At 68.4% G+C, this 11,834-nt stretch carries 15 protein-coding genes and 2 pseudogenes; 12 read left to right on the plus strand and 5 right to left on the minus strand.

What is annotated here, in order from left to right; all coding sequences use genetic code 11:
- Window positions 1–84: 84 nt before the first annotated feature.
- From GNX96_RS44475 to GNX96_RS44495, 7 genes and pseudogenes are all read left to right on the plus strand, one after another.
- Complete coding sequence (locus tag GNX96_RS44475) at window positions 85–2,061, plus strand: ATP-binding protein (RefSeq protein WP_163573468.1); 1,977 nt, start codon at window positions 85–87, stop codon at window positions 2,059–2,061.
- Window positions 2,061–2,435 carry a hypothetical protein gene (locus GNX96_RS44480; protein WP_163573469.1) on the plus strand — a complete coding sequence of 125 codons (375 nt, stop codon included), beginning with the start codon at window positions 2,061–2,063 and terminating at the stop codon, window positions 2,433–2,435. Before GNX96_RS44475 ends, GNX96_RS44480 begins: the two co-directional genes overlap by 1 nt.
- A gap of 11 nt (window positions 2,436–2,446) precedes the next feature.
- Window positions 2,447–2,752: pseudogene (locus GNX96_RS61955) on the plus strand (ATP-binding cassette domain-containing protein); the annotation flags it as partial.
- Between the two features lie 118 nt (window positions 2,753–2,870).
- Window positions 2,871–2,972, plus strand: a pseudogene (locus tag GNX96_RS61960) (daunorubicin/doxorubicin resistance ABC transporter ATP-binding protein DrrA); the annotation flags it as partial.
- Between the two features lie 63 nt (window positions 2,973–3,035).
- Window positions 3,036–3,401, plus strand: a complete 366-nt coding sequence (locus GNX96_RS61965) for an ATP-binding protein DrrA1-3 family domain-containing protein (RefSeq protein WP_313885951.1) — start codon at window positions 3,036–3,038, stop codon at window positions 3,399–3,401.
- Window positions 3,402–3,506: 105 nt separating this feature from the next.
- Complete coding sequence (locus GNX96_RS44490) at window positions 3,507–4,181, plus strand: ABC transporter permease (RefSeq protein WP_279583168.1); 675 nt, start codon at window positions 3,507–3,509, stop codon at window positions 4,179–4,181.
- A 22-nt stretch (window positions 4,182–4,203) separates the two neighbouring features.
- Window positions 4,204–4,965, plus strand: coding sequence for a TetR/AcrR family transcriptional regulator C-terminal domain-containing protein (locus GNX96_RS44495; protein ID WP_163573470.1), 762 nt, complete (start codon window positions 4,204–4,206; stop codon window positions 4,963–4,965).
- A gap of 24 nt (window positions 4,966–4,989) precedes the next feature.
- Here the strand turns inward: GNX96_RS44495 and GNX96_RS44500 are convergent, their stop codons facing one another.
- From GNX96_RS44500 to GNX96_RS44515, 4 genes are all read right to left on the minus strand, one after another.
- On the minus strand, window positions 4,990–5,637 hold the full coding sequence (locus GNX96_RS44500) for a hypothetical protein (RefSeq protein WP_163573471.1): 648 nt from the start codon (window positions 5,635–5,637) through the stop codon (window positions 4,990–4,992).
- On the minus strand, window positions 5,595–7,028 hold the full coding sequence (locus GNX96_RS66625) for an MFS transporter (RefSeq protein WP_163573472.1): 1,434 nt from the start codon (window positions 7,026–7,028) through the stop codon (window positions 5,595–5,597). Before GNX96_RS66625 ends, GNX96_RS44500 begins: the two co-directional genes overlap by 43 nt.
- 10 nt (window positions 7,029–7,038) lie before the next feature.
- Window positions 7,039–7,497 (minus strand): MarR family winged helix-turn-helix transcriptional regulator, encoded by a 459-nt coding sequence (locus GNX96_RS44510; protein ID WP_163573473.1) that lies wholly within the window; start codon window positions 7,495–7,497, stop codon window positions 7,039–7,041.
- Window positions 7,498–7,625: 128 nt separating this feature from the next.
- Window positions 7,626–8,234: a TetR/AcrR family transcriptional regulator gene (locus GNX96_RS44515; protein WP_163573474.1), complete on the minus strand. Its 609-nt coding sequence runs from the start codon at window positions 8,232–8,234 to the stop codon at window positions 7,626–7,628.
- Window positions 8,235–8,291: 57 nt separating this feature from the next.
- Here GNX96_RS44515 and GNX96_RS44520 point away from each other — a divergent pair, with 57 nt between their 5' ends.
- The 5 genes from GNX96_RS44520 (at window position 8,292) to GNX96_RS60050 (ending at window position 10,668) form a co-directional block, all read left to right on the plus strand.
- On the plus strand, window positions 8,292–8,513 hold the full coding sequence (locus GNX96_RS44520) for a hypothetical protein (RefSeq protein WP_163573475.1): 222 nt from the start codon (window positions 8,292–8,294) through the stop codon (window positions 8,511–8,513).
- A complete protein-coding gene (locus GNX96_RS44525) occupies window positions 8,513–9,466 on the plus strand; it encodes an MFS transporter (RefSeq protein ID WP_163573476.1) in 954 nt (317 codons plus the stop codon). Before GNX96_RS44520 ends, GNX96_RS44525 begins: the two co-directional genes overlap by 1 nt.
- Entirely contained in the window at window positions 9,456–9,707 is a 252-nt protein-coding gene (locus tag GNX96_RS60040) for a hypothetical protein (protein WP_279583169.1), read from the plus strand. The genes GNX96_RS44525 and GNX96_RS60040 overlap by 11 nt, the downstream gene beginning before the upstream one ends.
- On the plus strand, window positions 9,704–9,871 hold the full coding sequence (locus GNX96_RS60045) for a hypothetical protein (RefSeq protein ID WP_279583170.1): 168 nt from the start codon (window positions 9,704–9,706) through the stop codon (window positions 9,869–9,871). Before GNX96_RS60040 ends, GNX96_RS60045 begins: the two co-directional genes overlap by 4 nt.
- Window positions 9,872–9,966: 95 nt before the next feature.
- A complete protein-coding gene (locus GNX96_RS60050) occupies window positions 9,967–10,668 on the plus strand; it encodes a sterol carrier protein domain-containing protein (RefSeq protein WP_279583171.1) in 702 nt (233 codons plus the stop codon).
- A gap of 8 nt (window positions 10,669–10,676) precedes the next feature.
- On the opposite strand, the gene GNX96_RS44535 is transcribed toward GNX96_RS60050, so the two are convergent.
- Entirely contained in the window at window positions 10,677–11,792 is a 1,116-nt protein-coding gene (locus tag GNX96_RS44535) for an FHA domain-containing protein (protein WP_163573477.1), read from the minus strand.
- Window positions 11,793–11,834: the final 42 nt, after the last annotated feature.

The raw sequence follows: 11,834 nt of genomic DNA on the forward strand, positions 1-11,834 counted from the left end.
CGGCCGTCCTGGATTTCACCGGCCGGGAACAGATTTACGCGTTTGGACGAGTTCTGACACTCACGTGCACGGCCACCGGCGGTTTTGATCACCGCGATCGCGGGCACCGCGGGAGTGGGCAAGACCGCGCTGGCAGTGCAATGGGCGCACCGCATCCGGGACCGGTTCCCCGACGGCCAGCTTTACGCCAATCTCAACGGATACGGTGTCGGCCCGCCGTTGCGGTCGCAGCAGGTGCTTTCCCAGTTCCTGCGGGCGCTGGGCGTCCCGCCGTCGCAGGTGCCGGTGGATGTGGCTGAGGCGACCGCGGTCTACCGGACGTTGATGGCCGACCGGGCGATGGTGGTGCTGCTGGACAACGCCTGCACCGCGGACCAGATTCGCCCGCTACTGCCGGCCAGCGCCGGTTGTCTGGTGGTGGTCACCAGCCGCGACCGCCTCGACGGGCTGGTCGCCCGGGACGGCGCCCGGCGACTCACCCTTGACGTGTTGTCCGTGCCGGAATCAGTCGCGCTGCTGGAACGAATGCTCGGTGGCCGGGCCGCGGACGAGCCGCTCGCGATCACCCAGTTGGCCGCCACCTGCGCGTACTTGCCGCTGGCTCTGCGGATTGCGGCCGCACACCTGACAAATCACCATGACTGGCGAGTGGGCGACTATCTCGCCGACCTGCGCGACGGAAACGTGATTGCCGCGCTGGAGGTCGAGGGTGATCAGCAGTCGGCTGTACGAGCGGCATTCGACCTTTCGTACGGTTCGCTGGCTCCCGACGAGCAGCGAGTTTTCCGTTTGCTGGGGCTGATGCCGGGCACGGACATGACATCGAGGTCGATGGCCGCGCTGGCCGACTGCGAGGCACCGGACGCTCGCCGGCTGCTCGAACGACTCGCGACCGCACACCTGATCCACCAGCACGTGCCTGGCCGCTACACCTTCCACGACCTTCTTCGCCGCTATGCCAACGAAAAGGTGCACCGCGACGTGGAGCGTCGGGACCGGGAGGCGGCGCTGAACCGGCTCTTCGACCATTACCTGCACACCGCCCGGGCCGCATCGGACCTGCTTTATTCGCAGATTATCCGGCTGCCGCTGGACAAACCCGGGGCAGCGGCGCGGCCGGTCGTATTCGCCGGCTATTCGGATGCGCGCGGGTGGCTGGACGCCGAGCACACCAACCTGGTGTCGGCGGTGCAGCACGCGCAGGAGCACGGGCCGTCCCGGGCCGCTTGGCAGCTCGCGGACGCTATGCGTGGCCATCTACAGAAATGTCAGCAGGTGGTGGACTGGCTGATTGTCGCGCACGCGGCTATTTCGGCGGCGCACAGTGATGGTGAGGTGCTCGGCTACGGCGCCGCGCAGTTCAACCTGGCGACAGCGCATGCGTGCCTCAGCCATTATTCGCTGGCTGTGCAGCACTACGCCGAGGCGCTCGAGCTTTATCAACGGGCCGGCTGGAAACTCGGCGAGGCCGCCGTGCACACCAACCTCGGATGGATCGACGAGGATCTTGGCCGGCTGCACCAGGCCGCCGTCCACCAGTCACGCGCACTCGACCTCGCGCACGAAGGCGGTTGGACCTATTTGGAGTCCACCGCGTTGGTCAATCTCGCTCTGCTGCGGTTTTTCGATGGCAGGTTGGAAGAAGCGGCCGAACACAACCGGCGAGCGCTCATCCTGTCCCGACAGGCCAAGGCATCTGGAAATGAGGGCTATGCCCTCGACGGCCTGGGCGTCGTCGCCTTTCTTCAGGGCCGGCTGGACGAAGCCGCGGAGTTGTGTGGTGAGGCCGTGGACATCTTCTGTCGGATCGGCCATTCCGCCGACCAGGCGTTGGCTCGTACTTACCTGGCGGCCATCCTGGGTGCGTCCGGCCAGGCCGTGGACGCCCTTGAATGCGCGAATATCGCGCTCAGCCTGGTCACCGACAGCAGGTCCGACCGGCGGGTCGAGGCCGCCGCGCGTACCGCGGTGGGGGTGGCGGCGGGATTGCTCGGCCACCGGCGCGGGCGGTTGACCAGTGCCAGCGAGCCGTCGGGCTGGCCAGGGACATTGGTGTGCTGATGGAGGAATGCGAGGCGCTGATCGCCCTCGCCGGCGTCCAGGACGAGTCGCAGCGGGCGCTGTCATCGGCGGAGAACGCCCTCGTCATTGCCGCCGACAGCGGATTCACCCTGCTGGAAGGTGTCGCCCTCACCGTCCTCGCCGAGCTGCACCTGGCCCGCGACGAGCGCAAGCTCGCCAGCGAATATGCGCAGCGTGCGCTGGAAATTCACCGGTCAACCGGCCACGTCTCCGGCGAGTCACGCGCGATGCGGGGGTACTCCGCGAAGGTGACGTTTGACGGGCGTAATGCCGTAGTTTGTCACTCCAAAACGTCACCCTCGCGAGGGGTGCACCCGTTTACCATCGAACTCCGTATGTTGTACGGTGTTTGATGGAGGTGGAGATGGCAGAGCAGAAGGCCGTTCTGATCGAGGGGCTGCGCAAGAAGTACGGGGAGCGGGAGGTGCTGGCTGGGATCGACCTGAGTGTGGCGGCGGGGGAGGTGCTTGGCCTGCTCGGGCCGAACGGCGCGGGCAAGACGACGGTGGTGCGGATTTTGGCTACGTTGCTGCGGTTTGACGCTGGAACGGTGCGGGTGGCGGGCTTCGACGTGGTCCGGCAGGCGGCCCGGGCGCGGGCTCGGATGGGGCTGGTGGGGCAGTATGCGGCAGTTGACGAGGTGCTCAGCGGACGGCAGAACCTGGTGATGTTCGGCCGACTGTTCCACCTGAGGACGCGCGCGGCGAAGGCGCGTACGAGCGAGTTGCTGGAGCGGTTTCGAGTTGGTGGAGGCGGCGGACCGGCCGGTGGCGAAGTATTCCGGCGGCATGCGCAGGCGGTTGGATCTCGCGGCCAGCATGATCCTGGCGCCGGCGGTGCTGTTTCTGGACGAGCCGACGACCGGGCTCGATCCGCGCGGCCGGGCCGAGGTGTGGGCCGCCGTACGGGACCTGGCGGCGGGCGGCACGACTGTACTGCTGACCACGCAGTATTTGGATGAGGCCGATCAGCTGGCCGACCGGATCTCGGTGCTCGACACCGGCCGGGTGATCGCTGAGGGGACACCTGACCAGCTGAAGGCGAAGGTCGGAGGGGACCGGATCGAGGTGATCCTGCACGACGCGTCGGACCTGGACAGGGGGGTACGAACGATGTCCTTGCTCACCGGCGAGCCGGCCATCGTCGATCGGGACATTCGGCGGGTGGGGGCGCCGGTACGAGATCGGGTGGCGGCCATCTCGACCGTGCTCACGGCTTTCGAAAAAGAGGGGATCGCGGTCCAGGACGTACAGCTGCGGCGGCCCACGTTGGACGAGGTTTTCCTTCAGTTGACGGGGAAAGAGACGGTGGTCGCATGACGGCGGCGGTGCTGGACAGTTGGGTGATCACCCAGCGGGCGCTCGCGCACTGGGGTCGCCAGCCCGGCCGATTGGCTTTTGGCTTGGCATTCAAACGTCATGATCATGCTGATGTTCGCGTTTCTCCTGGGTGGCGCGATGAAAGTGCCGGGCGGCGGGGACTACCGGGAGTTCCTGATGCCCGGGGTTTTCGTGATGACCATGCTTTTCGGGATCGGCGAGACGGTCACTTCGGTGACCACCGACGCCGACCGCGGGGTGATGGACCGGTTCCGCTCGATGCCGATGGCGGGTTCGGCGATGGTGGCCGGCCGGGCGATGGCCGACATGCTCTATTCGGCCGTCGGGCTGATCGTGATGGTGGTCTGTGGCCTCCTCATCGGCTGGCGCTGGCATGGCGGGTTCGCCGCGGCGCTTGGAGCTTTCGGGCTTTTGCTGCTGTTGCGGTTCGCGCTGGTGTGGATCGGCATCTACTTGGGACTGATTTTCCGGTCGCAGCAGGCATTGATGGCGGTGCAGACGCTGGAATTCCCGCTGGGATTCCTGTCCAGTGCTTTCGTGGCGCCGGCCACCATGCCGGCGTGGCTGGCGGCGGTGGCGGAGTGGAACCCGTTGTCGTCCACCGCGACGGCGGCGCGAACGCTGTTCGGGAATCCGGGTGCGGCCACCGATTCGTGGATCACGTCGTACGCGGTGCCGATGGCGATCAGCTGGCCAGTGGTGCTGGTCGCGATTTTCTTCCCGCTCTCGGTGCTGGCCTACCGGCGGTTAAGCCGCTAAGACGCGGTGCAGAATAGGCACAATGGCGATCGAACACGGTGGCAGCGGCGATCCGCGGCGCAGTCTGGAGTTGATGTGGGGCATTGCGCCGCGGCCCACCCGCGGGCCCAAGCAGCGGCTCACGATCGCGCAGATCACCGCTGCCGCCGTGGCGGTCGCCGACGCGGAGGGCCTCTCGGCGCTGGCCATGCGCAGGGTGGCCGAGCAGCTCGGCGTCTCGGTGATGTCGCTTTACACGTACGTGCCGGGAAAAGGTGAGTTGATCGACCTGATGGTGGACGGTGTGTTGGCCGAGTTGTCCACCGATTTCGGGGAAAACGCTGGCTGGCGGGACCGGCTGGGCGCGATCGCGCGCGACCTGTGGGTGCTGTATAGGCGGCATCCGTGGCTGTTACAGGTCAACGCGACCAGCCGGCCGCCGCTCGGGCCGCACACCATCGCCGTGTACGAGCACCAACTGTGGGCCGTGGAGGGCATTGGCCTGAGCGACGTGCAGATGGATTCGGTGATCCTGCTGATCAGCGGGTACGTCCAAGGCGCCGCCCGCGGCGCGGTGGATTCGGCGCAGGCCGAGCAAAGTACGGGCCTGACCGACCTGCAGTGGTGGGAGGCGCACGAACCGGTGCTGGACAAGGTGATGGACCCGACCCGCTACCCGCTGGCCGTACGGGTGGGCAGCGCGGCCGGCGACGCCCATCAGGCCGCGTTCAACCCGGACTACAACTTCACTTTCGGCCTGGAGCGGGTCCTGGACGGCATCGCCGCCCTGATTCACAAGGCGTGAATCAGGGCGGGCTTTTGTTGTTGATCAATCTTCGGTTGGGATCACCACTGAGATCTCGTTGCCCAGCAAGGCGCCGTCGTTCAGTTCCAGGTCATCGCCGCTCCAGAACCGCCCCGGGTCGTACCAGTTCGGCCGCCGGCCGGCCGGCAGCAGCCCCATTTCCTCGTACGTGACGGCGACGACTTCGGCGCAGTAGGCCGTTTCCAGCGTCCCGTTGCGTTCGGCGTCCCGGGCCTTGCGGTTGGGCACCCGGCCCTTGAACCAGCGGCCGGCGAGCCGTGCGGTGGACGGGAAGGGCGTGCCGTCCAGCCGGGCGATGGTTTTCAGCACGGCGTCTTCGCTTTCGCGGGACAGGTCGCCATCCAGCTGCCGCAGCCAGGCCCGTTGGTCGTAGCGGCGCGCCCACGTCAGCACTGCCTCGCGCGCGTCGTGCAGCTGGACCCCGCGCTGGTGGTTGCCGGTCCACCTGTCCCGCAGGGACTTGCCCAGCTCCGCGTGCCACATCAGCGGCGGTAAATCCTCGATCACCACCGACATGCCGACGTGGTTCACCGGGCTGTTGGTCAGCATCTGGATCGCTCGGTCCGCCTTGGAGCGACCGCGGAACACCCAGATGTCGCCCGTACGCGTCAGCTCCAACGCTTTGGCCAGGTCGATCGTCGTCTCCGCCATTGCGCTAGCTTAGGGAAATGCGCTGGTGGAAGATTGTCGGGTTGGCGAGTGTCGTCGGTGTGGTGGCCACCGGGGTGGTGATCGCCCGCGCCGAGCGGCGTCGCCGGGCGTACACCCCGGACGAGATTCGTGACCGGCTGCACGAGCGTTTCGCCGAAATCGCCGAAAAAGCTTAGTCGGCGCGATAGCGGGCGAAGCCCGGCACCGCCAGCCCGATGACGGCGGCGCTCGCGATGACGGCGAGTCCGCCGGCGGTGGCGCTGACGGCCGGCGAGATCAGTGATCCGATCGCGCCGGCTCGGAAGTTGCCCAAGTAAGGGCAGGCCGCGCCGACCACGTATTCGGTCGCGCTGGTACGCCCGCGAAACTGGTCCGGAGTGTTCAGTTGGACCATGCTGGTACGGAAAATCACGCTGATGGCGTCGGCCGCGCCGGCCAGCACGAGCATCGCGAGTGCCGGCCACAGTCCAGGAACCAGGCCAAAACCGGCGAGGCCGGCGCCCCAGACGGCAACCGCGAGCAGCATCGCGCGGCCAGGTCGCCGGATTTTGCCGACAGGGCCGGACACCATCGAGCCGATGATGCCGCCAACCGCCACCGCGGCCGGCAGCAGTCCCCAGGGTTTGCGCGCCACCGCCAAAACGCGCCGCGTTGATGGCTGGGAAGAGCGCGAAAGGCATCCCGAGCGTGGTCGCGCAGACGTCCGCGAGCAACGCCCCGGACAGGATCCGGTTGCCCAGAATGAAGCGGAGGCCGTCGCGTACGGCAGTGAGCCCTGGTCGGGCCGCGCCGCCTTGCGGTCGCATCGCGGGCAGCCGCGCGATGCTGTAGAGAGCCGCGGCGAAACTGAGAGCATCCAGCAGGTAGCACACTTTCAGGCCCCAGCCCGCTGCCAGCAGGCCGGCCAGCGCCGGGCCGGCGGTGACGCTCAGGTGCACGCTGAAAAGCGTCAACGCGGCGCCGGCCGGCACCCGGTCTGCCGGCAACAGCCGGGCCAGGAATGTCCGCCGGGCTGGGCCGTCCACCGCACCGAGCAGACCTTGTAGCGCGACAAGCGCGTAGAGAAGCCAAAGTTGCTCGAGGTTCGCGTACGCCTGCACCGCGAACAGCCCCGACACGACCGCGAGGCCGCTGCTGGTCAGCAGGACGAGCCGGTGCCGGTCGACGGCGTCGATCACCGGGCCGCCGAACAGGCCCGCGGTGATTGCCGGCACGGCCGCCGCCAGGCCCACCGTGCCGACCGCGAGCGATGAATGGGTGAGGGTGAAAACCTGCAGAGCCACCGCGAAAGTGGTCATCTGGCTGCCGATCGCGGACAGCCCGCTGCCCCACCAGAGCCGGCGAAATGCCGCCGAGTCACGCAACGGTCGCGTGTCTACCAACAGAGACAACGAAATCCTCTCAGTGGTTCAGCTCGTCCAGGATGCGATCGTGGAAAGGCCGCCGCTCCAGCGCCTGAAAAACGGCCTCGACCACGCCGGTCAGCGGATAGGGCAGCTCTTCGTCCAATGTGGACATGGCGGCGGCGGTGGCCGTCCATTCCGCCTCGATGGCCGGCAGCATCCGGCGGGTTTTCGGTGTCAGCCGTACGATCCGCTGCCGCGCGTCCGGCCCGGCCCGCAGCGTGACGAGGTCGGCTCGTTCCATCTGCGCCACGGTCTGACTGGCCGCCGAGTGGGTGACCCCGACCGTGGCCGCCAACTCTCGGATCGACAGTGGACCGTCGGCGACCAGTGCTCGTACGACCGGGGAGAACCGCGGCCGGTAGTCGACCAGCCCCAACTCGACGCCGGCCCGCGCCACGTCCGCGTCCAACTGGTCGAGCAGCCGCCGCAGTCGCGTCCCCAGTCCAGCGTGCATGAGACAACTATAACAGCGCTGTTACATCCAGAAGCCGGTCCTGTCGAGAGGGCAACGCCCTCAGAGGACCTGACGGTCTTCACTCAGCGGATGCGGGAAACTGTGACAGTCGTCGGGACGTCCAGACGTTAGCGATCGCCGCCATCGACTGGCAGGGCGGCGTCGACGAGGACGCCGGCGATCGTACGAGCCTGCGCGCCGAGCCCTGGATCGCGGTCGACGGCGCTGACGACGGTGGCCCCTTCCAGTACGACGACGAGCTGGCGGGCCACCGTACGACCATCGGCCACGCCGGCTTCTTCCAGCAGCCGTTGGAAAAGATCCCGGTAGAAGCCGAGATGTTCGCGAGCTAGTTGGCTCGGCGGGCCGTCGAAACCGCGGTCCTCGGTGGCTGCGTTGATCATCGCGCAGCCGCGGAACCCGGCCTCGGCGTACCAGCTCGCGACCAGGTCGAAAACGGCCAACACCCGCTCGCGGCCGGCTGGCGCGGCCTCGACGTTGCGTTCGTCGTGCCAGCCGCGGACCCGCTGCGTCCGGTCCCGAAGGACGGCCTCGACCAGGCCGGCCTTCGACCCGAAGTTCTTGTAGATGGACAGCTTCGACGCGCCGGCCGCTTCGGCGACCTCGGCGATGCCGACCGCGTGGATGCCGCGGCGGTAGAAAACGTCCGCGGCGGCGGCCAGGATTCGGGCGCGAGTGGCGGCGGGGTCCAGTGGTTGGCCAGCTTTCACCGGCATGGTCGCTCCCTCCAAAGCCGTCTTGACGAGATAATACCAGTCGTTACTATCGCAGGTATGAACGCGACTCCGCCGGTCCGCCGGCTCTGGCTCGCCGTGCTGTGCGGCTATCTGGCGCTCGGCGCGACCTTGCAGGCATTGCCGGCGTACGTGCCGGCGCGGTTTGGTGGCGGTGCGGTCGCGAGCGGTACGGCCGTGGGCATCGCCTTCCTGGCCACCGCCTGCGGGCGGCCGTTCGCCGGCTGGCTGGCCGACAGCGGCCGGTGCGGCCGGTGGTGATGATCGGTGGCGCGCTCACCGCGCTCGGCGGCATCGGCCACTTGCTGGCCCCGAACCTGCCGATGTTGTTGCTGGCCAGGCTGGTGATGGGGGCCGGAGAGGCGGCACTGTTCTCGGGCGCGCTGCCCTGGGTGCTGGCCGCGAGTCCGGCGGATCGCCGCGGCCGGATCGCCGGCTGGTTCGGGCTGTCGATGTGGGGTGGCCTCGCCGCCGGCCCGGTGCTCGCGACCCTGCTCGCCGTCGGCGGCCTGTCGAGGGTCTGGTACGCCGTCGTCGCTCTCGCCTTCCTGTCGATGGTGCTGGTCTTCACCACTCGCGGGACGCAGCAGTCAGCGCGCGCTCTGGCGAGGTTGCGTGACATCGTCCCGACCGGAGTCGCGCTGCCCGGCCTGGCGCTGGGCCTCGCCGCGTACGGCTATGGCACCATCGCGGCCTTGCTGGTGCTGCACCTGCGGGCCGACCGGATAGGTGTCGATGGGTACGCGTTGACCGTCTTCGCGGGCAGCTTTCTGGCCACCCGGTTCGCGGGCAGCCCGGCGGTGGACCGGTACGGCGGTCGACGGGTGGCCGCCGCCTCTGTTTCGGTGGAGGTCGTCGCGCTGCTCATCGTCGCGTTCGCCGGCGGCCCGGTCCTCGCGCTGGCCGGTACGGCGTTGGCCGGCGTCGGTCTGGGCCTGATCTACCCGGCCTGCGCGGCCATGACGCTGCATCGCGTACGTGGCCGGCAGCCTGGCGTTTCGATGGGCGTCATGACCTCTTTCTGGGATCTTGGTGTGCTGGTGGCAGGCCCGGTGGGTGGCCTGATCGCGGCGAGTGCCGGCTATCGGCCGGCGTTCTGTCTCGCGGCCGCCGCCGGCGGGTGCTGCGTCGCGGTCGTGCTGGCTTTTATCCGTACCGAAAATTCGGCATCGCCGGTCGAGAAGATCGAGATAGGCTCGGGAAATGTCCGATGATCTTGAGATCCGGGAGTTGACGGTCGCCGAACAGCCCGCGTCGTGGCAGCTGGGCCGGCTCGCCTTCGGTGGCCGTGGCGACCCACCCGCGGACTTGCGGGAAGTGATGCCGGGCCGCACTATTTACGGCGCTTTCGACGGCCAGGGCCGGCAGATTGGCAAGGCCATGGACCGGCATCACGAGAGCAGTGGTGGGGCGGCCGGCTGGTCGCGTCGGCGGATGTCGGCGGGGTCGCGGTGATCCCGGAGGCACGCGGTCGCGGGGTGGCTCGGGCGCTGCTTTCCGGGCTGTTGCGCGGAGCGCATGAGCGCGGCGCCGCGGTAAGCGCGCTTTTTTTTTCCTTCGGTCGCGGCGGCTTACCGGTCTTTCGGCTGGGAGGTGGTCGGCACGATGCCAGCGCGTGACCTGCCGACCAGCGCACTCCCGCAGTACAAGCCGTCAGCGAAATTGAGCACCCGGCCAGGAACTCATCACGATCTGCCTGCCGTGCTGGCGCTTTATGAGGAGATCGCCCGAAAACGCTGCGGGATGCTGGCCCGCGCGGCGCGGGCCGTTCTTCGACAGCAGCTACGCCAACGCGCAGGCGCTGCCGTCCACGGTGGACGGTCTGAGTTTGGTGGAGGACGGCGAGAAACTGGTTGGCTATGCGACCTGGCAGCGCGGCGAAGGCTGGGGCCCGCAGGCCCGACTTGACGTTATGGACCTGCTCGCGCTGACCCCCGAAGCGGCTCGCGAGGTGGTCGGGGTGCTGGGCAGCTGGCGATCGATCGTCGGCGTGCTGCGGCTGCGGCCGCTCGCCTTCGACGCGGTGTCCGCGGTTCTGCCGCTGGAAAGCAGCCGCGAGGCGGAATACGACCCGTGGATGCACCGGCCAGTGGACGTGGTCGCGGCGGTGCGGACCCGAGGGTGGCCGTCGCACGTACGAGCGAGTGTCGACTTCGTGTTGGAAGACCGGCTGGCGCCGTGGAACGCCGGCTCGTGGCGGCTGGAAATCGCCGACGGGCAGGGAAATCTGGAGCGTACCGACCGCGATCCCGGGCTGCGCCTGAAAGTCAACGGATTCGCGATGCTCTATGCCGGCGCCTGCGACGCGGAGTCGTTGGTGGGCATGGGACATCTGGAGGTCACCAGCGGGGCCGATCCCACCCACCTGGATCCGCTCGGTTCCGCCGGCCAGGCCCAACTTCTCAACCATTTCTAGAAAAAGCTCTAACGCAGGTGGATCACCGTGGTGGGCGCCTCGGCCATCACTGAGACCTCCTCGACTGGCGCGGACTCGCGGCGGTCGCTGCGGATCAGCTGGACGCCTGGGTGCAGCTCGACCACGTCCCATTCGCCGAGTGTGTGCCGCTCGTCGCGCTGCAGCCGGATCTGCCCGGTCTCGGTGCCCGGGCCGCTGTGCAGGTGCACCTTGGTGCCGTTCATGCTGGTGTCGGTCACGGTGAGGGACGCGGCGGCCAACTCCAGGCGCAGGTGGCTGCGGCTGATCCTGGACACCACCTCGTCGTCCAGCAACTCGGACAGCGAGATCGCGACGGCGTCCTCAGGGGCCCGGCCGACCGCTGTCGGTCCCTGCGAGGTGACCGCGAACTCCAACCGGTCGCTGCCGTTGACCCGTACGGTGATCGGCACGCTGTACTGCCGCGGGCCGGCGTCCGCGAGCGGCTGGTTGTGCCGCGGGCAGAACGGGCGGCCCTGCTGGATGCGCGGCGGCGGCTGCTGGCGGTCTGGCCGGGGGGTCGCGTACGCGCCGCAGTTCGGGTCCGGGCAATGCCAGTTGCGGGCCAGGATCGCCGCTGTCGCGGCATCCGGTACGGGCGGGTTCGGCGGCGCTCCATGCTGCGGCGGCCGCGCCATAAGAGCAGCACCGCCCATCCCCGGCACGGGCGTCAGCAGCTTGCCCGAGGTGCCGTGGATCCACGGCCGCTGGGGTGCGTACGGGCTGAAGTCGTTGCGGCTGATGACCGGCAGGCCGGTGTATTCGGCGATCTCCAGCACCCGGCCGGCGGCCTCGTCGCTGACCTCCAGCAGGCCGTCGTCGGCCCACCGGCGCATCACCATCTTCTCGTTCGAGGTGAGTTCCAGATCGCCCAGGATCGAGCGGTCCACCACCGCGTACACGCGCGCGATGCCGGTCTTGAAGTGGGTGCCGACCGAGTCGATCACGAGGCCCAGCCGGGTCAGGTTGAAGGGCCGGCTGGTGTCGCCGTCGAGCGCCGAATAGCGGACCACCGAGGCCAGGTCGACGACCGCACGGGCCGTCGTCGGGTCGAGGGTGAGCTGGCGTTCGATCGAATCCAGCACCTTGGTCACTCCGAACCGCACAGCTCCTCCTCGAGCGCTTACCAGGGGCGAACCGGCACTCAT

The sequence above is a fragment of the Fodinicola feengrottensis genome (genome assembly GCF_010993775.1).
In the GTDB taxonomy this organism is placed as follows: Bacteria; Actinomycetota; Actinomycetes; order Mycobacteriales; family HKI-0501; genus Fodinicola; species Fodinicola feengrottensis.

Coding starts and splice junctions, on each gene's coding strand:
- GNX96_RS44495 (WP_163573470.1), top strand. CDS start 4,204: ATGGCGATCGAACACGGTGGCAGCGGCGATCCGCGGCGCAGTCTGGAG.
- GNX96_RS44490 (WP_279583168.1), top strand. CDS start 3,507: ATGCTGATGTTCGCGTTTCTCCTGGGTGGCGCGATGAAAGTGCCGGGC.
- GNX96_RS44500 (WP_163573471.1), bottom strand. CDS start 5,637: ATGGCGGAGACGACGATCGACCTGGCCAAAGCGTTGGAGCTGACGCGT.
- GNX96_RS60050 (WP_279583171.1), top strand. CDS start 9,967: ATGAGGAGATCGCCCGAAAACGCTGCGGGATGCTGGCCCGCGCGGCGC.
- GNX96_RS44515 (WP_163573474.1), bottom strand. CDS start 8,234: ATGCCGGTGAAAGCTGGCCAACCACTGGACCCCGCCGCCACTCGCGCC.
- GNX96_RS60040 (WP_279583169.1), top strand. CDS start 9,456: ATGTCCGATGATCTTGAGATCCGGGAGTTGACGGTCGCCGAACAGCCC.
- GNX96_RS44480 (WP_163573469.1), top strand. CDS start 2,061: ATGGAGGAATGCGAGGCGCTGATCGCCCTCGCCGGCGTCCAGGACGAG.
- GNX96_RS44510 (WP_163573473.1), bottom strand. CDS start 7,497: ATGCACGCTGGACTGGGGACGCGACTGCGGCGGCTGCTCGACCAGTTG.
- GNX96_RS44520 (WP_163573475.1), top strand. CDS start 8,292: ATGAACGCGACTCCGCCGGTCCGCCGGCTCTGGCTCGCCGTGCTGTGC.
- GNX96_RS44525 (WP_163573476.1), top strand. CDS start 8,513: ATGATCGGTGGCGCGCTCACCGCGCTCGGCGGCATCGGCCACTTGCTG.